The organism is Thermobifida cellulosilytica TB100, assembly GCF_001517975.1.
GTDB classification, from domain to species: domain Bacteria; phylum Actinomycetota; class Actinomycetes; order Streptosporangiales; family Streptosporangiaceae; genus Thermobifida; species Thermobifida cellulosilytica.
The window spans coordinates 951,582-977,441 of the sequence record NZ_KQ950180.1 but is presented as its reverse complement, the minus strand read 5'-3'; the positions used below and the strand labels follow the sequence as shown (position 1 = coordinate 977,441).

The following is a 25,860-nucleotide window of genomic DNA, read 5'->3' as shown; positions in this document are numbered from 1 at the left end:
CCGCCGAGCTTGCCCTCGGTGCCCACCTCGCGCGCCACCCGCGTCACCTCGTCGGTGATCTCCGACATCTGGTCGGCCATCCGGTTCACCGAGGCGGCCAGGCGCAGCAGGTCGCCGTGGAGCTCCCCGTGCCGACTGGTCAGGTCGACCCGCTGGGAGAGGTCGCCGTTGGCCACCGAGTCCAGGATCCGCGCCACCGAGGTCACCGGCTCGCTGACCTCGTCCAGCATCTGGTTGAGCGCGCGCACGCTCTTGCCCCAGGCGCCGCGCGCCGGACTGATCGAGACGCGCTCGGAGAGCCGGCCGTCGGTGCTGACGATCCCGCTGACCCGCTGCAACTCGTCGCTCAACTGCTCGCAGTGGTCCAGCACCTCGTTGAGCACCCGGGCGACCTCGCCGAACCGGCCCTGCCGGTCACGCGGGGAGAGGCGGACCGTGAAGTCCCCGTCGCGCATCTTGTAGAGCACGTCGAGGAGTCCGTCCAGCTCCTCGTCGGTCACGGTCCGGTTCTTCGCCCTGGGCAGCCACCTGGGCATCGATCCCTCCTCCACCAGCCGGAGCGTTGCGGTGTGCGTTCAGACGTGCGGCGTCACCCAAGAGAGTCGTCCGGTCCCAGAGCCCACCCACGACCACGGTGCACTACGTTAATCAGACACCTGCTCACTACTATGACGTTTTGGCAGCGTGCGGGGATTTCTCCGCCGACGCGAACCGGTACGGGAGCGTCCCGGTACCCCCGACTTTGCCCAGAACCGGACACCGTCCTCCAGTCTCCCCCACGGATGGAGGCGCTCGTTCGACAGACCCGATCTGCCAGCCGAAGGAATCCACGGCTCCGCCATGTCACAGGATGCTACGAAAACCGTCTATCGAGAATTCTCGCCCAGCCCGGAGACGGTGGGCGAGGCCCGTGCGTTCGTACGCGACGCACTGCGGGAGTGGGGCGTGCGGCGGGGCGCGGACGAGGTCGTCCTTCTCACCAGCGAGCTCGTCACCAACGCGGTGGTGCACGCGGGGACCACGCTGGAGCTGACGGTGCGGCTGGCAGGCGACGACGTGGAGGTCGTCGTCGCCGACCGGGTGCCGCAACGGGCGCTGCCCAAGGCCGGGCCGCTGCGCGTCACCCTCGGCCCCGAGGAGGACGGCCACCGCGGCGGACTCGGCCTCGCGCTGGCGGCGGCGGTCGCCGACACCTGGGGCGTCAGCTACAGCAGGAACGACAAGGCGGTCTGGTTCCGGATCGCGGTCGGGGGACGCAGCGGCCAGGACGTCCGCGCCTCCCTGACCCCGCCCCAGGCCCCCGCCAGCCGCCCCAAGCCCGGCCAGCCCGACCCGTGGGCGCGCCTGGACGCGCTCCTCTCCGCACGGCTCACCCTCCAGGAACTGCTGGAGCGGGTCGTGGAGCACGTCCGCGTGGTCCTCGGCGGGGACGCCGCCTACATCGCGCTGGCCGCCGCCAACGACACCGAGTGGGAGATGGCCGCCGCCGTCGGACTGTCCTCGGGGCCGTGGCGGCCCTTCCGCATCCGCAGCGAGGAGACCTTCCTCTCCGCCGCCTCCGAGACCCGGCGCGTCGTCAACGACGAGCTGATGATCTCCCGTGCGCACCGGGGCGTGTTCGCCGCGGCGGGGATGCGCTCCCTGGTGACCGCGCCGCTGGGCGTGGACGGCAGGATCACCGGCCTCATCGGGGTGGCCTCCCGGCGGGTCCGGCACTTCGGGCAGGGCGCCGCCAACCGGCTCCAGGAGGGCGCCGACCGCATCGCGCTCACCGTGGAGCGCGCCCGCCTGGCCCAGGTGGAGGTGCACCGGCGCGCCTCCCTCAGCTTCCTGGCCGAGGCCAACGACCTGCTGTCGGGCACGCTCGACGAGCAGATGACCGCCGCGCTGGCCGCCCAGCTCAGCACCTCGCGGCTGGGGCACTGGTGCGTGGTGCACACCATCGACGAGCTGGAGACGGAGCGGCTGGCGTTCGCCATGCACCGGGACGAGAACATCACCGACGTGCTGCGCGACCTGGTCGCCGCGTCCATGCCCGCGGAGCGGCGGGAGCCCGGACCGCTGTGGACCTTCGAGGAGCTCGCCGCGGCGGGCATGACCGACGCACTCAGCCTGGAACTGGCCCGGGGGACCGGGATCAGCCTCCCGCTGACCGCCCACGGCCGCACCCTCGGCCGGATCACCATCGGCCGGGGCGTGGGCGAGGACTTCCCCCGCGAGGACGTGGACCTCGCCGCCGACCTCGCCCAGCGGGTCTCCTCGGCGATGGAGAACGCGCGGCTGTACTCCGCCCAGACCTCGATGAGCGAGGCGTTGCAGCGCAGCCTGCTGCCCGCCAAGGAGAAGCAGCCGACGATCCCGAGGGTGGACTACGCGGTGTTCTACCAGCCGGCCGGGGAGCGCACCGTGGTCGGCGGGGACTTCTACGACCTGTTCAGCACCGACGGCCGCTGGTGCTTCGCGATCGGCGACGTCTGCGGGACGGGACCCGAGGCCGCCGCCGTCACCGGCCTGGCCCGGCACACCCTGCGCGCCCTGGCCCGCGAGGGGTTCTCCCCGGCGCACATCATGCACCGCCTGAACCTCGCCATCCTGGAGGAGAGCCTCACGACCCGCTTCCTGACCATGCTGTACGGGGAGATGGCCCCGATCGACGGGCCGGACTCGGGCCGGGGCATGCGCATCCGCCTGGTCTCCGCCGGGCACCCGCTGCCGCTGCGGCTGAACCGGCACGGCGAGGTCACCACCCTGGCGACCTCGCAGCCGCTGCTGGGGGCCTTCGAGGACGTGGAGTTCTTCACCGAGACCGTCGAGGTGGCCCCCGGCGACGTGCTGCTCGCGGTCACCGACGGGGTGACCGAGCGGCGCAACGGCGACGACATGCTCGGCGACGAGGGGCTGGAGAAGATCTTCGCCAACTGCTCGGGGCTGACCGCGCAGGCCGTGATCTCCCGCATCGACCGGGAACTGGAGGCGTTCGCCCCCGGCGGGCACACCGACGACACGGCGATGCTGGTGCTGCGGTTCGTCTGAGCGGACCGCCGGCGCGGCCCCGGGGCGGGCGCGCCGGCCCGCCCCGGTCACAGCCAGCCCATCTCGTCGGCCTTGCGGATGGCCGCGATGCGGTTGGGCGCGCCCGTCTTGGTGATCGCGCTGGACAGGTAGTTGCGCACGGTGCCCTCGCTCAGGTGCAGGGCGCGCGCGATGGCCGCCGCCGAGTCCCCGGTGGCGGCGGCGCGCAGCACCTCGGTCTCCCGGGCGGTCAGCGGGTTCTCCCCGGCGGTCATCGCGTCGGCGGCCAGTTCGGAGTCGATGAAGCGGCCTCCCCGGTGCACCGTGCGGATCGCGCCCGCCAACTGGTCGACGGGGGCGTCCTTGGCCAGGAAGCCGCGCGCCCCGGCGGCCAGCGCCCGGCGCAGGTAGCCGGGGCGGCCGAAGCTGGTGAGGATGAGGATGCCGCAGGAGGGCACCGCCTCGTGCAGCGCCGCGGCGGCCTCCAGCCCGGTGAGGCCGGGCATCTCCACGTCCAGCACGGCGATGTCCGCGCGGTGCCCGGCGACGGCGTCCACCACCTCGTCGCCGCGCCCCACCTCGGCGACGACCTCCAGGTCCTCCTCCAGGTTGAGCAGCGCGGCGATGGCGCCCCGGACCAGGCGCTCGTCGTCGGCGAGAACGATGCGGATCACGCGGCGCCCCCCTTCGCCTCCGGCGTCTCCGCCGGCCGCGGGGAGGCGCTTCCGGGGGCGGGGACCACGGCGCGCAGCAGGAACCCGCCGTCCCCGGTGCCCGTCGCCGAGAGGGTGCCGCCGACCGCGGCGACCCGCTCGGACAGGCCGGTCAGCCCGTTGCCGAACACCGTCTCCCGGCCCGGGCGCACCCCGTCGTTGTACACCTCCACCACGCAGGACCGGTCCCGTTCGACCAGGGTGATGTCGCAGCGCCGGGCGGAGCTGTGCCGCAGCACGTTCGTGGCGCCCTCCCGGACCAGCCACGCCACCAGGGACCGCGACTGCTCGGGAAGCGCCGCGGCGCTGCCGGTCACGGTGGTGCGGACGCCCGCGGCGGTGAGCACCGAGCGCACGCTCGCCAGCTCCTCGGCCAGGTCCACGGACCGGTACCCGCTGACCGCGGCGCGCACCTCGCGCAGCGCCTCCCGGGCGATCTGCTGCACCTCGGCCATCTCCGCCGCGGCGCGCTCGGGGTCGCGGGCGGCCAGCCGGGCCGCCAGTTCGCTCTTCACCGCGATGCCGGACAGGCTGTGGCCGAGCAGGTCGTGCATGTCCCGGGCGAACCGCAGCCGCTCCTCGCTCACGGCGAGCCGGGCCCGGGCCTCCCGGGCCAGGGTGGCCTCGCGGGCGATCTCCCACAGCCACAGCATCGCGACGTTGCCCGCCACGAACAGCAGGGTCAGCCCGCAGCCGTAGCCGAGGAACACCACCGCCAGCAGCGGCGGCTGGGAGGACAGCAGCGTGTAGCCCGCGACGAAGGCCGCCAGCCCCGCGGTGAGGAGCGCCATCTGCCTGCGGGAGGCCACCAGGACCGCCGCCGACCACCACACCGTGGCGACCGTCACCGACCACCAGGTCACGTCCATGACCGCGACGAGCCCCAGCAGCAGGCCGAACGACCAGTACAGGAGGGCATCGGGACTGCTCCGGTCCGGCACGGCCGCCATCCGCAGGCGGATGATCTGCACGGTCAGCCACGCCAGCACGGCCGTCAGCACCGCGATCGCGCTCGCGTACCAGGGCATCCCCAGCCCGAACAGGGCGAACAGCCCCCGCGGCGCCTTCTCCTCGGCGGCGTCGGACACCAGTTGCAGCAGGCTCAGCAGCAGGATGACCAGCGCGCAGACCGCGAGGGAGATGAACACCACCCCCTGGGAGAAACGCAGCCGCCGCATGCTGCGCTCGTCGGTCTCCGGCACCGCGGCGGGCGGCCAGCCGGGTGGGGGGAGCAGCGGCATCACACCTCCTCCTTCTCCCGGAAGGGTAGCGGCGGCGCGCCCGGGTCCGTCCTCCCGGGCGCGCCGCCCGCCTCAGCGGGCACCGCGCGGGTCCCACTGGAAGAGGCGCGTCAGCAGGGCCGCGACCACGACCCAGGCGGCCAGGACGAGCAGGGAGGGGACGGCCGCCAGCCACAGGTCCGCCCCGGCGGCCCGGTGGGCGCCCTCGACCCCGCCGAACAGGTCGTAGCCGACGTAGGCGGACTGGGCCAGTTCGACGGCGGGCAGCATCGGCAGCAGCCGGAACACGGCCGCCACGGGGTCCGGCAGCATCTCCACCGGGACGATGAAGCCGCTGACGGCGAGCAGCAGCAGGAACGGCACCATCGAGAGCATCTGCGCGCTCTCGGCGTTGCGCGCGAACCGGGCGACGAACACGCCCAGCAGCGACATGACCACGGTGACCAGCAGCACGGACAGCGCCAGCAGCACGGGGTCGGCCGGCAGCGTGCCCGCCACGCCGAGGAAGGCCACGACCGCGGCGGACTGCGCCGCGACGACGCCCAGTACCGACAGGGTGGTGGCCCCGAACAGCGCCGCCGGGGCCACCCCGGAGACCCGGAAGCGCTTGAGGACGAGCTGCTCGCGGCGCGCCGCGTAGACGTTCGAGACGTGCATCACGCCCACCGTCATCGCGGCCAGCGCGAAGAAGCGGGCGATCGACACCGCCCGGGCGTCCACGCCGGGCAGCACCTCGCCGGGGGGAAGGGCGCTCAGGGGGAGCAGGAAGACCACGGGGAGCGCGGCGATGTAGAGCGCCATCCGGTACCGGTAGAAGAGGGTGAACTCGGTGCGGGTCAGGCGCAGGGTCTGCCGCAGGACGCCGACGGGGGTGCGCGCCGTCCGGGCGGTGGAGGTCGAGGACCGCAGAGCGGGAGTCGTCACGGGCAGGCTCCTTCGGGGATCAGCGTTCGGGCAGGTCGGCGAGGTCGCCCTGGGCGACGGAGAGGAACACGTCCTCCAGGGAGGCCGGGCGCGCCTCCAGCCGCTCCAGGGTGAGGAAGTGCTCGTCGGCCCAGGAGAACAGCGCGGCGAGCGCCCGGTGGGTGCGCCGGGCGGTGTCGGGGCCGGTGACGGTGTAGACCGCCCACGGGTCGCCGCCGCGCACGTCGAGGGCGGCCTCGGCGTCGGGGAGCCGCGGCAGGTCCTGGGAGCGGAGGTTGTCGGGCAGGCGGAAACCGATCCGGTCGCCCCACGCGGAGACGACCTCGCCGAGCGTGCCCGAGACCCGGACCTCGCCCCGGTGCATGATGGCGAGCCGGTCGGCGAGCCGCTCCGCCTCCTCCAGGTAGTGCGTGGTGAGCACCACCGCGGTCCCGTTCTCGACCTGGTCCTTGATGATCTGCCAGGTCTCCCGGCGCATCTCCGGGTCCATGCCGGTGGTGGGCTCGTCCAGGAACAGCACCTCGGGGCGGGTGAGAATGGCCAGCCCCAGGTCGAGGCGGCGGCGCTCGCCGCCCGACAGCCGGCGGACGGCGATTCCCGCCTTCTCGGCCAGGTTCACCGCAGCGAGCACCTCGGCCGTGCCCATGGGGTCGGCTGCCAGGTCCCGGGCCAGCTCGACGGTCTCGGCCACGGTCAGCTCCTCGAACACCCCGCTGCGCTGGAGCACCGCGTTGACGCGCGGGCGCAACTGCGCGGGCTGGCCGAACGGGTCGAGCCCGAAGACGCGGACCGAGCCGCCGGTGGGGCGGCGGAAGCCCACGACGGTCTCGATGGTGGTGGTCTTCCCGGCCCCGTTGGTCCCCAGGAGCGCGAAGAGCTCTCCGGGGGAGACCGTGAACGAGACGCCCCGGACCGCCTCGAAGCTGCCGTAGGACTGGCGCAGGTCGCGGACGCTGATCGCGACGCTCTCGTCGTGCTGGGTCGTGGTCATGGTCCCAGCCTGGCGAAACGCGGCGGTCCGGGGTAGACGCGGCTGTCACCGCCCGGCCGTGAGGAATCCACGGCCGCGGTGTGACGAACGTCAGGTCCGGGCGCGGTCCCGGCTCAGCGCGCCGACAGCGCCAGTCCGATGTGCTCCCCGATCTCCTCGATGAGCCCCTGGTCGGCCAGGCGGAAGGAGGTGCGGTTGGTGCGCCGGACCAGGGTGAGGGCGCCGTGGGCCACGCCCCCGCTGCCGCGCAGCGGAACGCTCAGCAGGGAGCGCGCGTTCAGCATGGTCAGCACCGGGATGCCCTCGGGGGTGCGGCCGAACTCCGCCTCGTCCCCGATGAGCTGCCGCAGGACGGCCTTGTCGTGGGCGAGGACGTCGCGGGGGACCTCGGCGGCCTGCGGGGGCAGGCAGCGCACCAGCTCGGTCAGGTCGGAGTCGGACGGGCCGGACACGACGGCGCGGCGGAGCCGGTCGGGGTTTCCGGGCTCCTCGCACAGGTCGACGACCACCCAGTCCGCGTAGGAGTCGGCGAGCAGCGCGGCGGCCTCGTCCAGCACCGGACGGTCGCCCGCGCCGCCCGGCACCGCGCTGCGCAGCAGCAGCCGGGTCATCCGGGTCAGCACGTCCAGCCGACGCGCGGCGAGCACCACCACCTGGTCCTCGACCTCGGTCTCCAGCGGGGCGGGGCCGGTGTCCGTGGCGGGCCGCAGCGGCGGCGACATCGCCACCAGCAGCAGCGGGTTGGGCTCGCTCGGCACGTCCAGGCGGCTCACGGTCAGCCGGACGTCCTCGACGTAGCCGCGCCGGGCCAGCCGGGAGTCGAACGACGCGGTCTCCCCGTTCTGGAGCACCGCGGCCTGCCAACTGCGCATGGCCGCCCGCGACCGCAGGTCCACGAAGATGGAGAACGGCTTGCCGGTCAGGTAGCCGGGCGTGCTGCCCAGCCGTTCGGCGCCCATGGTGTTGATCCGGCGGATGTAGCCGCCGTGGTCGAGCAGCACCACGGGGATGCTGAGCTCGTGGAACACGGCGCGCAGCAGGGTGCGCTCGTCGTCGCTGCGGCGCGTGGCGGCCGGGTCGATCAGGGTGGCCAGCCGCTCCCCGCACTCCCGCAGCAGCCGTTCGGCGAAGCCGAGTTCGGCCAGCGCGGCCTCGGCGGTGGCCGCCGCGTCGTCCGGGTACATCGCATGGGTGGAGCGCAGCGCGGCGACCCGCTCGTGCAGGTCCGCGATCGCTTCTTCCAACTTCGCGAGGTGTTCCGGCACGCTGACGGCTCCTGTACTTGATTCCCGGAGGGTATCGCACCATTGACGCTAGCTCATGGCCTCACGCGCCAGAACAGCGTGTTTGAGGGGGTTGATCTTTACACGCCGCCGGTGGAAAAGGCCGTTGACCGCCCAGGGTGTCGGAAATGACGCCGAGGCGGCGGCAGCCGTTACGGTGGAGTCCGGGGCGGCACCGCCCCGCGCGCGGGGGAAGGGGGTGGACGGGACGATGTGGGTCGAGCGGCTGGCACGGGACATCGGCGCGTTGGCCCAGACCGCGGAGGGTACCCGCAACCGCGTGCTGGACCAGGTCAGCCAGTTGACCGCGCGGCACGTGCCCGGCTGTTCCGCGGCGCTCGTGGTGGTCTGGCGCGACACGCGCCCCGAGGAGCGCGGCCCCGGCGCCGACCTGCGGGGGCGCCACGTCGTCGTGGACTACGCCGCCTCCCACTCCGACCTCGCCGCCGCCTTCGAGCACCAGTACGCCACCGACCAGGGGCCGACGGTCCAGGCGGTCCGGGAGGGCGCCACCGTCGTCGTCGAGGACACCCTGACCGACCGGCGGTGGCCGGGCTACACCAGCATGGCCGTGCGGTGCGGGGACCGCTCGTCCGTCACCTACCAGTGCGAGCTGGACGGCGAGCTGCTCACCTTCGGGGTGCACTCCTGCCGGGGGCGCCGGTTCGACCCCGAGGAGGTGGTGCCGCCCCTGGCGATGCTCACCGAGCACACGGCGACCACGCTGCGCAGCATCGGACGGGACGCCGAGGCCGTGCGGGAGGCCGTGCACATGCGCCGGGCGATGACCGCCCGCACCGTCATCGACCAGGCCAAGGGCATCCTCATGCACGCCCGCGGGCTCACCTCGCAGCAGGCGTTCGAGGAACTGCGCAGGGTGGCGCAGCGCAACGGGATGAAGGTCGCCGACGTGGCCCGGCGACTCATGGCCGAACAGGCCACAAGCAACGGACACCAGTAAGAAAAAGGGAAAAGAAGTCGGAATCAGTGACAGAGGTCACTGTTCGGACGGGGCGATTTCCGCGGAGGCGACAATCGTCGAGAATGACGGGGACCGACGGTATCGGAGTGGTCAAAGCGCAACGGCCGATCGGTTTCCCGTCGCCTTCCGGCGCTAGGGTTGCCGCAGGAGTCCCGGACCGGCCCGGCGCCCTCCTCGGGAGCGGCGGGGAGTCCTGCCGGAGCCGCGACGGCGCGGCGGTCGAGTGGGCGAGAGATGTGAGCGCGGAATTCGGCATCACGACCAGGATCGAGGGAGACGTGGCGATCGTCGTCCCCCGGGGAGACCTGGACGCCGTCACCTCCCCCGCGCTGGCCCGCGTGCTCCAGGAGCACCTCGGCGCGGCAGAGCCCTGCCGGGGCGTCGTCCTGGACTTCTCCGGAGTGGAGTTCTGCGACTCCCGGTGCATCGGGGTGCTGGTCGCGAGCTACCGGCACGCGCGGGACCGCGGCATCGGCATGGCCGTCGCCCGCCCGCGGGGAGCCGTGCAGCGGCTGTTCGTGATCGCGGGGATCGACCAGGTCATCACCGTCGAGGAGGACCTGGGACGCGCTGTCAAGGCCGTGACCGCGAACTAGGCCGCCCGCGCTCACAGCCGGAGGTGCACGCGCACCAGCGACCCTCCCGGCCCGCCCCGCACCTCCATGAAGTCGCACACCTGGCGGGTGATCCACAGGCCGTGGCCGCGGGCGCCCAGCGCCCCGCCGACCCGGTAGCCGCCGAGCGGGTCGGTCAGCCCGCCCGCCTCGTCGAACACGTCGCACACGACCCGGCCGTCCCGCCGCCACAGGGCGACCGTCCCCCTGCCCGCGCCGTGCTCCAGGACGTTCGCGGCCAGCTCGTTGACCGCCACCACCAGGTCCTCCGCCCGGCCGCCGGGGACCTCCAGCCGGGCGGCGAGCCGCGCCACCTCGGCGCGCAGGGCGCCCAGGTCCGCGGAGATCCTGATCCGGTGCGCGGGCTCCCCGAGCGGCGCCAGGGGACGGGCGGCGAGCTCCGCCCCCAGTGCGTCGGGCGTGCGGTAACGCGGGCTGGGGCGGGGGCCGCCGCCGTCGGACACCGTGGGATGGGTGCGCCACACCCCGTCCAGCGCGGCGGCGGGCACCGCGCCCGCGTCGTGGACGCAGAACAGCCGGATCCGGTGCCGGGCCAGCGCCAGGTTCAGCACCGAGTCCAGCAGGCGCCACTCGTCCAGGGCCAGCGGGTCGCCCTCGGGCAGGACCGGCTGGCCGACCACGGTGACGGGCCGTCCGGGAGAGGAGCGCGCGAGCCGGTGCAGCGCGGCCAGCGTCCGTCCCGGGGCGGTGTAGAAGGCGGACCGGGGCCGGAACTCGGCGGCGCGGCGCAGCGGCGGTGGCAGGACCGTGGACACGGCCTCCCGTTCGACGTCGCCGAGGACGACGAGGATCCGCCCGCCCTCCCGGTGCGCCGCCCGGACGACCGGCACGACCGCGTCGGCCAGCGCCCGGAGGGAGCGGAAGACCAGGCCGGTGTGGACGAACTCCTCCGGACCGGGGCGCTCCGCCCCGCTCCGCGCTGCCGTGCCCCGGTCCGGAATCGCTCCTCGCCCCCGTGGTCTGCCGGTGCTCCCCGGCGCGCCGTCCGCCACCCGACCGTGCGGCTATGCGTGGTGTCCGGCGGCCAGCGGCAGCGCGGGGGCGCCGGCCAGCAGCCGCTCGTAGATCCGTGCGGTCTCCGCGGCCACCCGGGGCCACTTGAAGCGGGAGACGGCGCGGTCGGCGCCGGCGATCCCGTAGGCGGTGCGCTGGGTGGTGTCGGCGGCCAGTTGCCGCAACGCGCGGGCCAGGGCCGCGGGGCGGGCCGAGCGCAGCAGCACGCCGGTGGTGCCGTCGAGCATGGCCCCGGTCACGCTGCCGACCGCGCGGGCCACGACCGGCAGCCCGCAGGCCATGGCCTCCAGGACGGCCGCGCCGTAGGGGTCGTAGGCGGCGGTGGACACGAACACGTCGGCCGACCGCAGCAGGCGGGGCAGCTCCCGGCGGGTGGCCGCCCCGACGAGGGTGACGCGGTCGTCGACGCCGATCTCCTTGGCGCGCTGCTCCAGGCGGCGGGCGTCCGGGTCGATCGCCAGGTGGTCGGGGTCGGGGCCGCCGACGACGAGCAGTTCCCCGTCGGGCACCCGCGCCATCGTGTCGATCAGGGCGTCGGCGCCGCCCAGCGGGTCCAGCCGGGTGACGGAGACGACCCGCAACTGCTGCCCCGCGCCGGACCGCCGCCGCTGCCACGGGCCGTGGGCGGCTCCCTCGACGGTGAAGTGGTCCACGTCCACGCCGAACGGGACGACGCAGACCCGGCCGCGCGGCACCCCCAGCCGGGCCAGTTCGAAGCGCTGGTCGGCGGAGTTGACCAGGACCGCCCCGGCGCGGTGGGCGAGCGCGGCCTCCAGCCGCACCCGCTGGGGGTTGGCGGGCAGACCCACGCGCTGTTCGCTGACGTTCAGGGAGTGGAAGGTCTGCACGAAGGGGGTGTCGCAGCCGCTGTCGCGCATCGCGGCGAGCACGGCCAGGCCGCTGCTCCACCCGAACGCGTGCACGACGTCGGGGGACTCGGCGCGCAACCGCCCGGCCAGGCCGTGGGCGAAGGCCGCCGTGTGCCGGGTGTGCTCCTCCTCCCGCAGCGGACGCCGCGGTCCCGCCGTGACGGGCGCCACCACGACCCCGCGGCCCATGCGGCTGCGCTCGCCCGAGGCGGGGTCGGTGCAGCGCGTGTGGACGGTGACCCGGTGGCCCAGGCGGGCCAGGTTCCGGGCCAGGTGGTACAGGTGCAGGCTCTCGCCGTCGGTGCGTTCACCCTTGTGTGCGGGGAGCGGGGTGGCGTGTTCGGAAACCAGGGCGATCTTCACGTGCGACTCCTCATCGAAGGTGGCTGGGCATGCCGGTCGACCTCGTGTGCGGAGACGAGAGGGACCTGCGCCGGGCAGGGCGCGGGAAGGGCATGCCGACGGGAGCCCGGACGGGCGGATGAGCTCGTGTGGTGAAACGAGAAAAATGAGAAGCGGGCAGACGCATCACGATCACACCTTTGGCCATTGCGGGAAACACAAAAAGCGCTCGTCCAGAACCACTGGCTACGGCCAGGTGCGAGCGCACAGAGGCGAAGGTGTGTCTGCGTCTTAGACACCCAACTCCGGTAAGTCTGCCAGATGTGAGAGGGAAGGGACAAGTCCCGGCGGTGCGGTCTTCTCCCGAGGGTTCGGGAGTCCCGGCGGTGCCCGTTCGGAGGGGACACGCGCTTTCTGCGGAGAGTGACCGCGGGCGCAAAGGGGGACGAGGACTCCGGGAACGGCGGATTCCGGTGTGACGGGCGGGCCGGGGGACCGCCGGGCGTCGGTTGCGCGGGTGCGTCGCACCGGAGGGAGAGCCGGACCGGACGGCGGACGCACCCGCCGCGGGGCACCCGTCGGCGGTCCGCGGCGGGTCGGAGGACCCGCGCCGGACGGTCCGCCCCGACCGGGAGGCCGAGGTCCCGGCCGGACGACGGCACGGTCGGGGGGGCCCGGGAGCGCGCCGCTCCACGGCGTAGGATGCGACCGCCCGGCACCGTGCCGGGACCGCGGGACGGGGTGGGGAAAACATCCCCGAAAGGGAGTGAACCCCCGCGTCCCGACGGGCATCACATTGCTCAAGGGAACTGAGCGGCCCGGTGGATGTTCCGGGTGGAGACGGCTGGACGGGACCGTGACCACAGACGGCGTTGAGAACGGCGGCGACCGCCCCCGAGCGGCGGTGACGCGCCGACGGGCGGGGGCTGTGGAGCTTACCGCCGCCAGGGACTGCGTACCAGAACGATTTCCGCCATGATGGACACGGATTTTGACCACGGCCGACCGTCCGTCGGTACGGTTACATGATCAACACGCCTTGGCTGCCGTCCAGCCGGGGCGCCGCTTGGCACTGTTCGGCCGCAACGCCGATGAAACAGGAGGTAGGGCGCATGGGTGTCGCTCGTGGGGCAGTCGAGGTCACGGTCCTCACGCACAGAGGCGCTGTTCGCCAGGCCAATGAGGACGCCGTGGTCATGGGCGCGCTCACGGTCGCGGGCGCCGAGATGAACGCACCGGCACACTGCTGGCTCCCCATCGCTGATCCCGTCATCATCGCGGTCGCCGACGGACTGGGAGGCCACGCCGCCGGTGAGATCGCCTCGGAGCACGCGGTGCACCGGATGGCCGAGAGCGGCCCCCAGTTGACCGGGCCGGAATCGGTGGACCTGCTGCTCAAGCACATCGACGACGAGATCAAGGAGCACGCCGGCCAGCACGTGGAGTTCTCGGGCATGGGGACCACGGTCGCGGGTGTGCTGCTGACCCCCGACGCGAACTACTGGTTCAACGTGGGCGACTCCCGCACCTACCGGCTGAAGGACTCCCGGCTGATCCAGCTCTCCGAGGACGACTCGCCGGTGCTGCCGCCCGCGGAGGACGGCCGTCCGGTCACCACGAACTACATCACCCAGTCGCTGGGCGGCAGCGGCAACACCGCCATGGTCCCGCACGTGGGCCAGGACACCGAGCCGGGGCCCGGTGCCTGGCTGATGTGCAGCGACGGACTGTCCGACCTGGTACCGCTGGAGGAGATGGAGCGCATCATCGCCGAGGCGGGCGACGACAACATCGCCGTCTACAACCTGTGGAAGGCCGCGATGAACGCCTCCGGGCGGGACAACATCAGCATCCTGCTGGTGCGCCGCCACTCCTGAGCCCCACCACTGCGGCACCGGCGACACCCCCTCCGGAGGGGGACAAGGAGGGGGACGTCCGCGGCGTCAGTCTCCGGAACCGGGGCGGCGACGCAGGCGGATGACGATGATGGCGATCACCGCGATGCCGCCGATGGCCGCGAGGACGCCCAGGACCGGGGCGAACGGACCGGCGAGGGAGCGGACGTCGGTCGCCGCCTCCTCCTCGACGGAGGCGGGCGGCGGAGTCTCCTCCTCGCCCGGCTCTTCGGCCTCGGACGGGCTCGGGGAGGGTTCGGGGACGGCGGACTCGTCCAGCGTGAAGGACAGGGTGTCCGAGAGCGGGTGACCGTCGGCGGAGACGATCCGGTAGTCGATGGTGTACTCGCCGGGCACGGTCAGCGGGGCCAGTGCGACGGACGCCTCCGATCCGTCGACGACGACCTCCCCGTCCGCGTAGTCGGCACCGTCCGGGCCGGTCACCACGATTCCGTTGCCGCCCTCCAGGACGTCGGCGTTGAAGGTCAGCACCACCTCCTCCGGGGGAGCGTCGAGCGTGGCTCCGTCCTCGGGGGACGAGGAGATCAGGGTGTTGTGCGCCTGGGCCGAGGGGGCGAGGCCCACCGACAGCGGCAGGGCGAGCAGGAGCCCTGCCAGCAGGGCGGCGACGCGGCGGCCGGGGGACTGCACGGGTATGTCTGGCATCTCCAGAGCACCTTTCTGACGGCTGGATCGCGACAGGGCGGGAGAACGCGCGCCCTGGCGGGGCGGCGGTCTTCCAGGAACCCCGTCGGCTCTGACCGTACCCGGACGGCAGAGCGCCTCACCGCGCCCGCGGCGGCCGCGCACACGGACAGGCCGCCGGGTCCGACCACCCGACGGCCTGGTGCGACCTGATTTTCGAGCGGAGTCAGCTCGCCGTTGGCAGAAGTTCCCTGCGCAGGTAGCGGCGTTCCTCGGGGGTGGTGGCCCCCCAGACTCCGTGCGCCTCTCCGGCTCGCAGCGCCCACCGCAGGCAGTCTTGGCGAACAGTACAACTGCGGCAGATGGCCTTGGCGAGCTCCACGGTTTCGCGTCCGGGGCCGGTTGTGCTGACCGGGAAGAAGAGCTCGGGGTCGTACTGGCGGCATGCTCCCTGCCGGACCCAGTCTTCGCTCTCGTGGTAAAGACGGTTCACCAGGCGCCTCCGATCCCTGGCTCGTGGCTTGATCTCCCCGGCGGAAGCGTCGGGGACCGTGGCCCTGTCGCGGGTGTGTGACTCGCTGACTCCGCGGGCCGTTGTGCGGCTGTGTGTCGCCGGCCGCGCGGCGACGTAGTGCGAGGCTGGCCAACACCTCGCGACCGATTGTAGTACTACGTTCGGTCGTACTACATAAGGTCCTACCGAAATTGACCCAAACGTCACACGGATGTCGCGAAGCACGTCCGTTCCTGTGGCAGGGCGAAAACTCCGATCCAGTGGGGTCAGACGGTTGGCAGAGGCGTGTTCCGGGCCGGATTGATTGGACCTTTGCACCGAATTCTTGTGTTCTAAGTCACCCTTAAAGTTCTCTCGGATTCCTCACGGGTCGGCGTGGGCTTTGCGCTACCCACTGCGCGGAGAACCATGCGGCAAGGTTGCGCAAAGTCACGGTCAAGTCCCGGTATCCGCTGGCGGGCGGCGGGAAGGGGGCGGGGCCGCGGGCCGCTTAGCGTGCCGTCGTTGGTGGCGCAAAGTAACCGCCGAGACAAAGAGATCCGTCCTACCCGGCGGAAACACGGCCGAAACATTCCCCGCGGTTTTCATGAAAGTGCTGCTCAGGTTCGTTCGCTAGGGTCCCTCGACGTGCTTGGACGGAAACAGTCAGCAACCGACTCGACCAGTGTGGATACGGAGAGTGATCATGTGGCGGTGTTTCGCGCAGAGGACGTGACCCTGGCCCCGCCCGCCCTCGACGACGGACGGCACCTGTGGCGGCTGGCCCGCGACTCCGGCCTCGACGTGAACTCGCCCTACGCCTACGTCCTGTGGTGCCGCGACTTCGCGGCCACTTCCCTGGCGGCCCGGGACGGGAGCGGCGCCCTGCGCGGCTTCGTCACCGGCTACGTGCGTCCCGAAGCCCTCGACACCTACTTCCTGTGGCAGGTCGCCGTCGACCCCGAGTGCCGTGGCCGCCGCCTGGCCCGCAGGATGCTCGACCGCGTCGGCTCCCGCATCGCAGCGCGCGGAATCCGCTACCTGGAAGCCACGGTCACCCCCGACAACACCGCCTCACGTGCGCTGTTCGCCTCGTTCGCCCGCGACCGCGGCGCCGACCTGACCTGGACACCGCTCTTCACCCGCGCCCACTTCCCCGCGGACGGCCCCGGACCGCACGAACCGGAGGACCTGGTCCGCATCGGCCCGCTGCACTGACCGGGCCCCGACCTGACGCCAAGAAGATCAAGGAGAATCCGCGGTGGACACCTTCTCCCGTCTCGAATCCGAGGTGCGCAGCTACTGCCGGGGCTGGCCGGTCCTCTTCGACAAGGCGCGGGGCAGCCGCGTCTACGACAGCTCCGGCCGCGGCTACCTGGACTTCTTCGCCGGAGCCGGGTCGCTCAACTACGGCCACAACAACCCCCGGCTCAAGGCCGCGCTGCTGGACTACCTGGACGGCGACGCGATCGTGCACAGCCTGGACGCCCACACCGTCGCCAAACGCGACTTCCTGAGCACCTTCGAGGAGGTGGTCCTCAAACCCCGCGGCCTCGACTACAAGGTGCAGTTCCCCGGCCCGGCCGGCACCAACGCCGTGGAGGCCGCCCTCAAGCTCGCCCGCAAGGTCTCCGGGCGCGAGACCGTCATCAACTTCACCAACAGCTTCCACGGCATGACCCTGGGAGCGCTCGCCGTCACCGGCAACTCCGTGAAGCGCGGCGGCGCGGGAGTGCCGCTCGGACACGCCGCCACCATGCCGTTCGACAACTACATGGACGGCCGGACCCCCGACTTCCTGTGGCTGCGCAGCCTGCTGGAGGACAGCGGCAGCGGCCTGGACAGGCCCGCCGCGGTCATCGTGGAGACGGTCCAGGGCGAAGGCGGCGTCAACGTCGCCAGCGCCGGGTGGCTGCGCGGCCTGGCCGACCTGTGCCGGGAGTACGACCTGCTGCTCATCGTCGACGACATCCAGATGGGCTGCGGCCGTACCGGCCCCTTCTTCAGCTTCGAGGAGGCCGGGATCGTCCCGGACATCGTCACCCTGTCCAAGTCGATCAGCGGCTACGGCCTGCCCATGGCGCTCACCCTGTTCCGGCGGGACCTGGACGTGTGGGAGCCGGGCGAGCACAACGGCACCTTCCGCGGGTTCAACCCGGCCTTCCTCACCGCGACCGCCGCGCTCGACACCTACTGGCGCGACGAGAACCTCCAGAACGAGACCCGGGCCAAGGGCGACCTGATCGCCGAACGGCTCGACGCGATCGCCGCCGAGCACGCCGAGGCCGGCGTGACCACCCGCGGCCGCGGCATGGCGCGCGGCCTGGTGCTGCCGGGCAGGGGGGAGGCCACGCGGGTGTGCGCCGAGGCCTTCGAACGCGGCCTGCTCATGGAGACCTCCGGACCCGAGGACGAGGTCGCCAAGCTGCTGCCGCCGCTGACCACCTCCGTCGCCGAACTGGAGGAGGGGCTGGAGATCCTCGCCGAGTCGGTGCGCGCGGTGGTCCGCGCCCCCCAGCCCGCCTGACCCCGACCCCCGCCGCCCGGCAGCCCCGCCCGCCTCCGGACACAGGACCGTGGCGGTGCGCGGGCGCACCCGGCGGCAGGCCCAGCCCTGTCCCGCCCAGTGAAAGGAAGCACCGCATGATCGTGCGCAGTCTGGACGACGTCGACGGCACCGACGCCGACGTCTCCACCGAGAACTGGCGCAGCCGCCGCATCGTCCTGGCCCGCGACGGCGTCGGCTTCTCGTTCCACGAGACCGTCCTCTACGCGGGCACCGAGACCTCGATGTGGTACGCCAACCACGTCGAACTGGTGCACTGCATCGAGGGCGAGGCAGAGGTCACCAACGACGAGACCGGGGAGACGTTCCTCATCCGGCCCGGAATGCTCTACCTGCTCGACGGCCACGAGCGCCACACGGTCCGGCCCAGGACCGACTTCCGCGTGCTGTGCGTGTTCAACCCGCCGGTCACCGGCCGCGAGGTCCACGACGAGAACGGCGCCTACCCGCTGCTCACCGAGGAGGCCGCTGCCGCCGACTGACCCGGAACCCGTGCGCGCCGAACTGTTCGCAGACAAGAGAGAACCCGCGAGGGGGAACCGAATGACTGCCCCGACCCACGAGGCTGCACGACAGACCGCCGACGACTACCCCACCCGCAGGGCGAGCGAGCCCGCCCTGCTCTACCGCAAGCACCCGGTCGTCTGGGGGGACCACGAGGGCCCCATCGACTCCGAGACGCTCGACAGCTACGAGGCCAAGGGCTACCTGCAGGTCGAGCAACTGCTCACCGCCGACGAACTGGCCGCCTGCCGGGCCGAACTGGACCGGCTCAGCTCCGACGAGGACCTCAGGCGCGACGAGCGCGTCGTGGTCGAGCGCACCTCCAACGAGGTCCGCTCCATCTTCGACGTGCACAAGATCAGCCCGCTCTTCGCCGAACTGGTGCGCGACCCGCGCGTCGTGGGCCGCGCCCGCCAGATCCTCGGCTCCGACGTCTACGTGCACCAGAGCCGCATCAACTACAAGCCGGGCTTCGGCGGCGGCGACTTCTACTGGCACTCCGACTTCGAGACCTGGCACGCCGAGGACGGGATGCCGCAGCCGCGGGCGACCAGCATCTCCATCGCGCTCACCGAGAACTACGTGCACAACGGCGCCCTGATGATCATGCCCGGCTCGCACAAGACGTTCGTCTCGTGCGTCGGCGAGACCCCGGACGACCACTACCGGGCGTCCCTCAAGAAGCAGGAGATCGGCGTCCCCGACCAGGACAGCCTCACCATCCTGGCCGAGAAGCACGGCATCGACGTGCTCACCGGCCCGGCGGGCGGCGCGGTCATGTTCGACTGCAACTGCATGCACGGATCCGGCGGCAACATCACGCCGTTCCCGCGGTCGAACATCTTCATCGTGTTCAACAGCGTCGAGAACACCTGCGGCGCACCGTTCTCCGCGCCCCGCCCGCGCCCCGAGTTCCTGGGGGCGCGCGACTTCACGCCCGTGGTGTAGCGGACCGGCGGCGGTGCCCCGCCCCCGCGGGACACCGCCGCCCCGGCCGGATCCCCGACGACCGCCCCGCGAGGGCGCACCCCTCCGAACCCCCGCCCACCCGCACCCGAGCGTCGCGACCCCCGTCGCCCTCCGACGCTCGCTGACAGGAGCGACACCATGACCGAGCACAAGAACCTGGACCGTCGCGGCCTCTTCCGCGCCGGAGGAATCGGACTGGCCGCGGCCGCACTGGGCCCCGCCCTGGCCGCCTGCTCCCGCACCGAGGACACCGTGACCCTGGACAGCCTGCGAGAACAGGGCTACATCCGGGTCGCGATCAACAACGAGGCCCCCTTCGGCTACATCGGCGAGGACGGCGAGGTGACCGGCTCCTCCCCCGAGCTGCTCCGCGCCATCTTCGCGGAACTGGGCGTCGACGAGGTCCGCGCCGAGTCCGTGGCCTGGGACGGACTCATCCCCGGCCTGAAGGCCAGGCGGTTCGACGCGGTGGCCGCCGGGATGTACATCACCCCCGAGCGGTGCGCCGAGGTCGCATTCGCCGAACCCGACTACCGCATCCTCCAGGCCTTCCTCGTCCCCTCCGGCAACCCCCACGGCCTGAGCACCTTCGACGACATCGCCGCCGACCCCGACGTCACGGTGGCCGTGCTCAACGCCTCCGTGGAACAGGGCTACGCCGAGGGCGCGGGCGTGCCCGCCGACCAGATCGAGACGGTCGACAACCAGGTCAGCGCCTACGAACTGCTGCAGAAGGGCCGGGTCGACGCGGTCGCGCTGAGCACCATCTCGCTCAACCGGCTGCTGGAGCAGCGCGGCGGCGACTTCGAGGTCACCGAGGGCTTCACCCCGGTGGTGGACGGCGAGGAGGTCACCCCCGCCGGGGCCCTCGCCTTCCGCAGGAGCGACACCGAACTCCTCGCCGAGGTCAACCGGGTGCTCGCCGAGTTCAAGGAGAACGGCCGGCTGCTGGAGATCATCGAACCGTTCGGCTTCACCGAGCAGGAGCTGCCCGGCGACCTGACCACCGAGCAGCTCTGCCGGGCCTGAGGGCGGCAGCCGACGTGGACTTCTTCATCGACCGGCTCCCGCTCTACCTGAGCGGGGCCGGAACCACCCTCGTGATCACCCTGCTCGGGGCCGCGCTCGCCTTCGTCCTCGCCATGGTCGTGGGCATGCTCGGAACCCTGCGCAACCGGGCCGCCCGCGCCGTCGCCACCGGCTACACCGAGACGTTCCGCGGAGTGGCCGCGCTGGTCCTGATGTACTGGATGGCGTTCGCGATTCCGCAGCTCACCCCCTACGAGATCGACCCGGTGTTCGCCGCGGTGCTGGCACTCGGCCTCAACGTCGGCGCCTACGGGGCCGAGGTGGTGCGGGCCGCGATCAACGCGGTGCCCAGAGCGCAGATCGAAGCCACGATCGCGCTCAACATGTCGTGGTGGCGGCGCACGCGGTCGGTGGTGCTGCCGCAGGCGTGGGCGCAGATGCTGCCCACCTTCGGCAACCTCGTCATCGAACTGATGAAGGCGACCGCCATCGTGTCGCTGATCGGGGTCGCCGACCTGACCCGCGTCGCCCAGGAGCAGCGGGCCGCCACCGGCGAGACGATCGCGGCCTTCACCGGGGCCCTGGTGGTCTACTTCGTGATCGCCCAGCTGCTGATCGTCGGCATGCGGCTGCTGGAACGCCGGGCCAACCGGAGGCTGGGGCGGCTCCCCGCCTCCGACACCGGACTGTGGGCCCTGCTGCGGCCCCCGCCCGCCACCGCGATCGGAGGCGGCCGCCGATGACCTGGGACTGGGAATTCACCGGGAAGATCATCCCCGACCTGCTCGACGGGCTGGTCGTCACCGTCCAGGCCACCCTGCTGGGCTACGTGCTGGCGCTCGTCCTGGGCCTGGCGGTGGCGCTGGCGCGCCGCGTGCCGGTGCTCGGGACCGCGGTGTTCGCGGTCATGGAGTTCATCCGCTGCACCCCGCTGCTGGTGCAGTTGGTCTTCGTGTTCTACCTGGCACCGAGCTACGTCTCGGCGTTCACGGTCGGCGTCGCGGTACTGGGCGTGCACTACGCCGCCTACACCGCCGAGGTGTACCGCTCCGGGATCGAAGGCGTACCGCCGGGACAGTGGGAGGCGTGCCGGGCCCTGAGCCTGCCCCCGCACCGTACCTGGGGCGCGGTGGTGCTGCCGCAGGCGATCCGCAGGGTGATCCCCGCGCTCGGCAACTACCTCATCGCCATGTTCAAGGACACACCCCTGCTGTTCGCGATCACCGTCGGCGAACTGATGTACCAGGCGTCGCGGATCGGCGGCGTGTACTTCCGCTACCTGGAGGCCATGACCCTGGTCGGGCTGTTCTTCCTCCTGGTGAGCGTGCCCTCGGCCGTTCTCATCCGACGACTGGAGCGACGTTATGCCGCAGTATGAAACCCCCCTCGGCGCCGGTCCCGGCGCGGGTGGACCGCTCATCCGCTTCGACGGGGTGGTCAAGCGGTTCGGCGACAACACCGTGCTCGACCACCTGGACTTCACCGTCGCCCCGGGCGAGCGGGTCACCCTCATCGGCCCCAGCGGCTCGGGCAAGACGACCATCCTGCGTCTGCTGATGACATTGGAGCAGGTCACCGACGGCGTCATCTGGGTCGGCGGGGAACCGCTCAGCCACATGCCCAAGGGCGGCCGCCTGGTCCGCGCCAACGAGAGGCACCAGCGCCGGGTGCGCAGGCAGATCGGCATGGTCTTCCAGCAGTTCAACCTGTTCCCGAACATGACCGTGCGGCAGAACATCACCGAGGGGCCCGTCCACAGCCTGGGCGTCCCCCGCGGCGAGGCCGACCGGCGGGCCGCGGAACTGCTGGAGATGGTGGACCTGGCCGACAAGATCGACGCCCACCCCACGCAGTTGTCCGGCGGCCAGCAGCAGCGCGTCGCCATCGCGCGCGCCCTGGCGATGCGCCCGAGAATCCTGCTGCTGGACGAGGTCACCTCCGCCCTCGACCCGGAACTGGTCACCGGCGTCCTCGACGTGCTGCGCACCGTCGCCGAGACCACCGACATCACCATGCTGCTGGTCACGCACGAGATGCAGTTCGCGCGGGACGTCTCCCACCGGGTGCTGATGTTCGACCAGGGCCGCATCGTCGAGGAAGGGCCGCCCGAGCAGATCTTCGGCGACCCCAGGGAGGAACGCACCCGGGCCTTCCTGCACGCGGTCCTGGACTAGGGCCCCGCCGGGGCCGGTACCGCGCACCCCCGCGGCACCGGCCCGGCGGCGCGGACGAGGAGGAGCCCCGGGAAGGGTTCCCCGCCCGGCATGACCCACCACGCGGCTGGGTACACTCCCCCTGGACAAGAGAACAGGGATGCGTCTGGTGCAGGCAATCCGGTCGAAACCCGGAGCGGTCGCGCCACTGTGGACGGGCACAAGCCCGTGAGCCAGAAAACTCACCCGACGCGTGTGGTCTCTGTGGGACGCGTAATCCTGTAAGGAGTGACCATGTCAGCCGTCCATGCCCCCCGGGTCGGCGCGGAGTTGGGCCCCGTCCCGCTCGCGCTCACCGCCACTGCGGTGACCGTCCTCGCCCTCCTCGTCCTCTACCTGGTCGGCTTCGACCAGGGAGCCGTCTCCCGCACGGGAATGTACCTGCACGAACTGATGCACGACGGCCGCCACCTCATGGGGGTCCCGTGTCACTGACCTCCCCCGCCGTCTCCCCGCCGGTCCGTCCGCTGCGGGGCACCTACCTGCAACTGCTGCTCCGCGGGCTGCTGGCCGGACTGCTGGCCGGGCTGGTCGCGGGCGCCGTCGCCTTCCTCCTCGGCGAACCCCAGATCGAGGCGGCCATCGCCCTGGAAGAGCAGGCAGCCGTCTCCCACGACCACGGAGCAGACGAAGGCCACGCCCACTCCCACGGAGAGGACGCACTGGTCAGCCGTACCGGACAGCAGGTGGGACTGTTCCTCGCCACCGGCCTTGCGGGTATGGCGCTGGGAGCGCTCTACGCCTCGGTGCTCTCCGCGGCCCGGCACCGCAGCCGGCTCAGCGGACCGGTGCTCGCGCTGGTCGCCGCCGGACTGGGATGGGCGGCCGTCGCGGCGGTGCCGTTCGGTAAGTACCCCGCCAACCCGCCCGCGGTGGGCGCCCCCGAGACGATCGACCAGCGCACCCTGCTCTGGGCGGCCGCGGTGCTCCTCGGCCTCGCCGCGGCCGCGGCCGCCGTGGCCGCCGCGCGCGCACTGCCGTCCGGGACGTCGCTCGCCTCGCGTCTCACGGCCCCCCTCGCCGTGTTCCTCGCGGTGGTCTGTGTCGGCTACCTCGCCCTCCCCGGAATCGACGAGGTCGGCGAAGACTTCCCCGCCACCTTGCTGTGGGAATTCCGCACGGCCTCGCTGGCCACCCAGGCCAGCCTCTGGCTGGTGCTGGGAGTGGCCTTCGCCTGGCTGACCGAACGGTTCGACCGCCGGTCGGCGGCCGGAACGCGAGGAGACCGATGAGTACGGCACGGGGCCTGCTGGTGGCCGGGACCACGTCCGACGCGGGCAAGTCCGTGGTCACCAGCGCCCTGTGCCGGGCCCTGGCCCGGCGCGGGATCAGGGTGGCGCCGTTCAAGGCGCAGAACATGTCGAACAACTCCATGGTGGTCGCGGACCCCGACGGGCGGGCCGCCGAGATCGGCCGCGCCCAGTGGGTCCAGGCGCTCGCCGCGCGCGCCGAACCCGAGACCGCCATGAACCCGGTGCTGCTCAAACCCGGCGGCGACCGCACCAGCCACGTCGTGCTGCGGGGCCGCCCCTCCGGCCGGTTGCGGGCAGGCGAGTTCGCGGGCGGGCGCGCCACGCTCACCGAGGCCGCGCACGCCGCGCTGGCGGAGCTGCGCTCCCGCTACGACGTGGTGGTCTGCGAGGGCGCGGGCGGCGTCGCCGAGATCAACCTGCGCGCCCACGACTACGTCAACATGGGCCTGGCGCGCGCCGCCGACCTGCCCGTCGTTGTGGTCGGCGACATCGACCGGGGCGGCGTGTTCGCCGCGCTGTACGGGTCGCTGGCCCTACTCGACCCCGCCGACCAGGCCCTGGTTGCCGGGTTCGTCATCAACAAGTTCCGGGGCGACGCGGCCCTGCTGGACCCGGGGCTGAAGACCCTGGAGGACCTGACCGGCCGGCCCGTACTCGGCGTCCTGCCCTGGCAGCGCGACCTGTGGCTGGACTCCGAGGACTCGCTGGCCCTCACCGCCCGCGAGGCGGACGCCGCGGCCGCCCCCGCGCTGCGGGTGGCCGTGGTGATGCTGCCCCGGATCAGCAACTTCACCGACGTCGACGCCCTGTGCCTGGAACCGGACCTGCGCGTCGACTTCGTCACCGACCCCCGGCCGCTGGCCTCCGCCGACGTTGTCGTCCTGCCCGGCACCCGCGCCACCCTCGCCGACCTGGAGTGGCTGCGTTCCCGCGGCCTGGACACCGCGATCACCGGCCACGCCCGCCGGGGCGGCACGGTGCTGGGCCTCTGCGGCGGCTGCCAGATGCTGGGCCGTACGATTCGCGACCCCGACGGCGTGGAGGGCTCGGCCGGGCGCACCGCCGCCGGACTGGGCCTGCTCGACCTGGAGACCGTCTTCACCCGCGACAAGGTGCTGCGCCTGCCCTCCGGGAAGTGGCGGGGCGTGCCCGTCGGCGGATACGAGATCCACCACGGCCGCGTCCGGACCGGCCGGGGCGAGGCGTTCCCCGGCGGACTGCGCGACGGCTCCGTGTACGGCACGATGTGGCACGGCAGCCTGGAACACGACGCGTTCCGGGGCGCGTGGCTGGCGGCAGCCGCCGAGCACGCGGGACGCGACGGCGGCCGGTTCGGGCGGGTCAGCTTCGCCGCCGCCCGCGAGGCCCGCCTCGACCTGCTCGCCGACCTCGTGGAGGAGCACCTCGACATGGACGCCGTGCTGCGCCTGATCGCCGAGGGACCCCCGGTCCTGCCGACCGTGCGGGGAGAGCTGCGGTGACGGTGCTCGTCCTCGGCGGCACGGCCGAGGCGCGCGCCCTCGCCGAGGCGCTCGTCGCCGCCGGGACACCGGTGCTGTCCTCCCTCGCCGGACGGGTCAGCCGACCGCGCCTGCCCGTCGGCGGGGTGCACATCGGCGGCTTCGGCGGGGTCGGCGGACTCGTCGACTTCCTGCGCGGCAACGGGATCACCCGGGTGGTGGACGCCACCCACCCCTTCGCCGCGCGGATCTCCGCCAACGCGGCCGAGGCGTGCGCGCGGACCGGTGTGCCGCTGCTGCGCCTGGTCCGCCCCGGCTGGGCCGACGAGGCGGGCGCGGCCCGCTGGACCTGGGTGGACGACCACGACGAGGCCGCCCGACACGCCGCCGCGCTGGGCCGCCGTGTCCTCCTCACCACGGGACGGCAGACCCTGCACCGCTTCGTCGCCCCGCTCGCCCGGCACACGGTACTGGCCCGGGTGGTGGAGGCCGTGGACCTCGCACTGCCGCCGACGTGGACGCTGCTGCGCGACCGCGGCCCCTACACCCTCGACGGTGAGCGGACACTCATGCGCGAGCACTCCGTGGAGGTGCTGGTCACCAAGGACTCCGGCGGCTCCTACACCCGTGCCAAACTGGACGCCGCCGACGAGCTGGGCGTCGCCGTGGTGGTGGTGCGCCGCCCCCGGTACGGTGGAAACGCCCCCGAGGTCACGGACGTCCCCGCCGTCCTGGAGTGGCTAGGACCCACAAGACGATGATCTTGACGGTAGCGGGGGCGCAACCGCGGGTGACACCCCACTCCCGCCAAGATCATTAAGCCAACC

26 protein-coding genes are annotated in these 25,860 nt (G+C 72.6%); 16 read left to right on the top strand and 10 right to left on the bottom strand.

Features of this window, described 5'->3' with window-relative positions; translation table 11 throughout:
• The coding region (locus AC529_RS04225) for a HAMP domain-containing protein (RefSeq protein ID WP_198156322.1) at positions 1-536 on the bottom strand (536 nt) is incomplete at its 3' end.
• Between the two features lie 304 nt (positions 537-840).
• Here AC529_RS04225 and AC529_RS04220 point away from each other — a divergent pair.
• On the top strand, positions 841-3,033 hold the full coding sequence (locus AC529_RS04220; protein WP_068753627.1) for a SpoIIE family protein phosphatase: 2,193 nt from the start codon (positions 841-843) through the stop codon (positions 3,031-3,033).
• A 47-nt stretch (positions 3,034-3,080) separates the two neighbouring features.
• Here AC529_RS04220 and AC529_RS04215 read toward each other — a convergent pair whose 3' ends face one another.
• From AC529_RS04215 to AC529_RS04195, 5 genes are all read right to left on the bottom strand, one after another.
• On the bottom strand, positions 3,081-3,686 hold the full coding sequence (locus tag AC529_RS04215; protein WP_068753626.1) for a response regulator transcription factor: 606 nt from the start codon (positions 3,684-3,686) through the stop codon (positions 3,081-3,083).
• A complete protein-coding gene (locus AC529_RS04210; protein WP_232306566.1) occupies positions 3,683-4,966 on the bottom strand; it encodes a sensor histidine kinase in 1,284 nt (427 codons plus the stop codon). Before AC529_RS04210 ends, AC529_RS04215 begins: the two co-directional genes overlap by 4 nt.
• 72 nt (positions 4,967-5,038) lie before the next feature.
• Entirely contained in the window at positions 5,039-5,890 is an 852-nt protein-coding gene (locus AC529_RS04205; protein ID WP_068753624.1) for an ABC transporter permease, read from the bottom strand.
• Positions 5,891-5,909: 19 nt separating this feature from the next.
• Complete coding sequence (locus AC529_RS04200; RefSeq protein WP_068753622.1) at positions 5,910-6,881, bottom strand: ABC transporter ATP-binding protein; 972 nt, start codon at positions 6,879-6,881, stop codon at positions 5,910-5,912.
• Between the two features lie 113 nt (positions 6,882-6,994).
• Positions 6,995-8,146, bottom strand: coding sequence for a GAF domain-containing protein (locus AC529_RS04195; RefSeq protein ID WP_068753620.1), 1,152 nt, complete (start codon positions 8,144-8,146; stop codon positions 6,995-6,997).
• A 229-nt stretch (positions 8,147-8,375) separates the two neighbouring features.
• Here AC529_RS04195 and AC529_RS04190 point away from each other — a divergent pair, with 229 nt between their 5' ends.
• Positions 8,376-9,125 (top strand): ANTAR domain-containing response regulator, encoded by a 750-nt coding sequence (locus tag AC529_RS04190; RefSeq protein ID WP_068753619.1) that lies wholly within the window; start codon positions 8,376-8,378, stop codon positions 9,123-9,125.
• A 257-nt stretch (positions 9,126-9,382) separates the two neighbouring features.
• Positions 9,383-9,742: an STAS domain-containing protein gene (locus AC529_RS19410; RefSeq protein WP_232306565.1), complete on the top strand. Its 360-nt coding sequence runs from the start codon at positions 9,383-9,385 to the stop codon at positions 9,740-9,742.
• Positions 9,743-9,753: 11 nt separating this feature from the next.
• Here the strand turns inward: AC529_RS19410 and AC529_RS04180 are convergent, their stop codons facing one another.
• Both AC529_RS04180 and AC529_RS04175 read right to left on the bottom strand, forming a co-directional pair.
• Positions 9,754-10,773, bottom strand: coding sequence for an anti-sigma factor RsbA family regulatory protein (locus AC529_RS04180; protein ID WP_068753617.1), 1,020 nt, complete (start codon positions 10,771-10,773; stop codon positions 9,754-9,756).
• A gap of 12 nt (positions 10,774-10,785) precedes the next feature.
• On the bottom strand, positions 10,786-12,027 hold the full coding sequence (locus tag AC529_RS04175; RefSeq protein WP_068753615.1) for a glycosyltransferase: 1,242 nt from the start codon (positions 12,025-12,027) through the stop codon (positions 10,786-10,788).
• A gap of 1,091 nt (positions 12,028-13,118) precedes the next feature.
• Here AC529_RS04175 and AC529_RS04170 point away from each other — a divergent pair.
• Positions 13,119-13,883: a PP2C family protein-serine/threonine phosphatase gene (locus AC529_RS04170; RefSeq protein ID WP_068753613.1), complete on the top strand. Its 765-nt coding sequence runs from the start codon at positions 13,119-13,121 to the stop codon at positions 13,881-13,883.
• Between the two features lie 66 nt (positions 13,884-13,949).
• Here AC529_RS04170 and AC529_RS04165 read toward each other — a convergent pair whose 3' ends face one another.
• Both AC529_RS04165 and AC529_RS19405 read right to left on the bottom strand, forming a co-directional pair.
• Positions 13,950-14,567 carry a copper resistance CopC family protein gene (locus tag AC529_RS04165; protein WP_068753611.1) on the bottom strand — a complete coding sequence of 206 codons (618 nt, stop codon included), beginning with the start codon at positions 14,565-14,567 and terminating at the stop codon, positions 13,950-13,952.
• Positions 14,568-14,772: 205 nt separating this feature from the next.
• Positions 14,773-15,039 carry a WhiB family transcriptional regulator gene (locus AC529_RS19405; RefSeq protein ID WP_083947907.1) on the bottom strand — a complete coding sequence of 89 codons (267 nt, stop codon included), beginning with the start codon at positions 15,037-15,039 and terminating at the stop codon, positions 14,773-14,775.
• Positions 15,040-15,753: 714 nt separating this feature from the next.
• On the opposite strand from AC529_RS19405, the gene ectA reads away from it, so the two are divergent.
• The 12 genes from ectA to AC529_RS04105 all read left to right on the top strand — a co-directional run bounded on the left by ectA (position 15,754) and on the right by AC529_RS04105 (position 25,794).
• Entirely contained in the window at positions 15,754-16,257 is a 504-nt protein-coding gene (gene ectA / locus AC529_RS04160) for a diaminobutyrate acetyltransferase (protein WP_232306564.1), read from the top strand.
• A gap of 43 nt (positions 16,258-16,300) precedes the next feature.
• On the top strand, positions 16,301-17,566 hold the full coding sequence (ectB, locus tag AC529_RS04155; protein WP_068753608.1) for a diaminobutyrate--2-oxoglutarate transaminase: 1,266 nt from the start codon (positions 16,301-16,303) through the stop codon (positions 17,564-17,566).
• A gap of 116 nt (positions 17,567-17,682) precedes the next feature.
• Positions 17,683-18,087: an ectoine synthase gene (locus AC529_RS04150; protein ID WP_068753606.1), complete on the top strand. Its 405-nt coding sequence runs from the start codon at positions 17,683-17,685 to the stop codon at positions 18,085-18,087.
• 61 nt (positions 18,088-18,148) lie between these two features.
• Positions 18,149-19,057: an ectoine hydroxylase gene (thpD, locus tag AC529_RS04145; protein ID WP_068753604.1), complete on the top strand. Its 909-nt coding sequence runs from the start codon at positions 18,149-18,151 to the stop codon at positions 19,055-19,057.
• Between the two features lie 159 nt (positions 19,058-19,216).
• Entirely contained in the window at positions 19,217-20,107 is an 891-nt protein-coding gene (gene ehuB / locus AC529_RS04140; RefSeq protein ID WP_068753602.1) for an ectoine/hydroxyectoine ABC transporter substrate-binding protein EhuB, read from the top strand.
• Between the two features lie 14 nt (positions 20,108-20,121).
• Entirely contained in the window at positions 20,122-20,850 is a 729-nt protein-coding gene (ehuC, locus tag AC529_RS04135; protein ID WP_068753601.1) for an ectoine/hydroxyectoine ABC transporter permease subunit EhuC, read from the top strand.
• A complete protein-coding gene (ehuD, locus tag AC529_RS04130) occupies positions 20,847-21,485 on the top strand; it encodes an ectoine/hydroxyectoine ABC transporter permease subunit EhuD (protein WP_068753600.1) in 639 nt (212 codons plus the stop codon). Before ehuC ends, ehuD begins: the two co-directional genes overlap by 4 nt.
• On the top strand, positions 21,472-22,281 hold the full coding sequence (gene ehuA / locus AC529_RS04125; protein ID WP_068753599.1) for an ectoine/hydroxyectoine ABC transporter ATP-binding protein EhuA: 810 nt from the start codon (positions 21,472-21,474) through the stop codon (positions 22,279-22,281). The genes ehuD and ehuA overlap by 14 nt, the downstream gene beginning before the upstream one ends.
• A gap of 273 nt (positions 22,282-22,554) precedes the next feature.
• A complete protein-coding gene (locus AC529_RS04120; protein WP_068753598.1) occupies positions 22,555-22,755 on the top strand; it encodes a CbtB domain-containing protein in 201 nt (66 codons plus the stop codon).
• Positions 22,746-23,552, top strand: a complete 807-nt coding sequence (locus AC529_RS04115; RefSeq protein WP_083947906.1) for a CbtA family protein — start codon at positions 22,746-22,748, stop codon at positions 23,550-23,552. Before AC529_RS04120 ends, AC529_RS04115 begins: the two co-directional genes overlap by 10 nt.
• Positions 23,549-25,054 (top strand): cobyric acid synthase, encoded by a 1,506-nt coding sequence (locus AC529_RS04110; protein ID WP_068753596.1) that lies wholly within the window; start codon positions 23,549-23,551, stop codon positions 25,052-25,054. The genes AC529_RS04115 and AC529_RS04110 overlap by 4 nt, the downstream gene beginning before the upstream one ends.
• Positions 25,051-25,794, top strand: a complete 744-nt coding sequence (locus AC529_RS04105) for a cobalt-precorrin-6A reductase (protein WP_068753594.1) — start codon at positions 25,051-25,053, stop codon at positions 25,792-25,794. The genes AC529_RS04110 and AC529_RS04105 overlap by 4 nt, the downstream gene beginning before the upstream one ends.
• Positions 25,795-25,860: the final 66 nt, after the last annotated feature.

Coding starts and splice junctions, on each gene's coding strand:
- AC529_RS04220 (WP_068753627.1), top strand. CDS start 841: ATGTCACAGGATGCTACGAAAACCGTCTATCGAGAATTCTCGCCCAGC.
- AC529_RS04210 (WP_232306566.1), bottom strand. CDS start 4,966: ATGCCGCTGCTCCCCCCACCCGGCTGGCCGCCCGCCGCGGTGCCGGAG.
- AC529_RS04200 (WP_068753622.1), bottom strand. CDS start 6,881: ATGACCACGACCCAGCACGACGAGAGCGTCGCGATCAGCGTCCGCGAC.
- AC529_RS04190 (WP_068753619.1), top strand. CDS start 8,376: ATGTGGGTCGAGCGGCTGGCACGGGACATCGGCGCGTTGGCCCAGACC.
- AC529_RS04170 (WP_068753613.1), top strand. CDS start 13,119: ATGGGTGTCGCTCGTGGGGCAGTCGAGGTCACGGTCCTCACGCACAGA.
- AC529_RS04165 (WP_068753611.1), bottom strand. CDS start 14,567: ATGCCAGACATACCCGTGCAGTCCCCCGGCCGCCGCGTCGCCGCCCTG.
- AC529_RS04150 (WP_068753606.1), top strand. CDS start 17,683: ATGATCGTGCGCAGTCTGGACGACGTCGACGGCACCGACGCCGACGTC.
- thpD (WP_068753604.1), top strand. CDS start 18,149: ATGACTGCCCCGACCCACGAGGCTGCACGACAGACCGCCGACGACTAC.
- ehuB (WP_068753602.1), top strand. CDS start 19,217: ATGACCGAGCACAAGAACCTGGACCGTCGCGGCCTCTTCCGCGCCGGA.
- ehuD (WP_068753600.1), top strand. CDS start 20,847: ATGACCTGGGACTGGGAATTCACCGGGAAGATCATCCCCGACCTGCTC.
- ehuA (WP_068753599.1), top strand. CDS start 21,472: ATGCCGCAGTATGAAACCCCCCTCGGCGCCGGTCCCGGCGCGGGTGGA.
- AC529_RS04120 (WP_068753598.1), top strand. CDS start 22,555: ATGTCAGCCGTCCATGCCCCCCGGGTCGGCGCGGAGTTGGGCCCCGTC.
- AC529_RS04110 (WP_068753596.1), top strand. CDS start 23,549: ATGAGTACGGCACGGGGCCTGCTGGTGGCCGGGACCACGTCCGACGCG.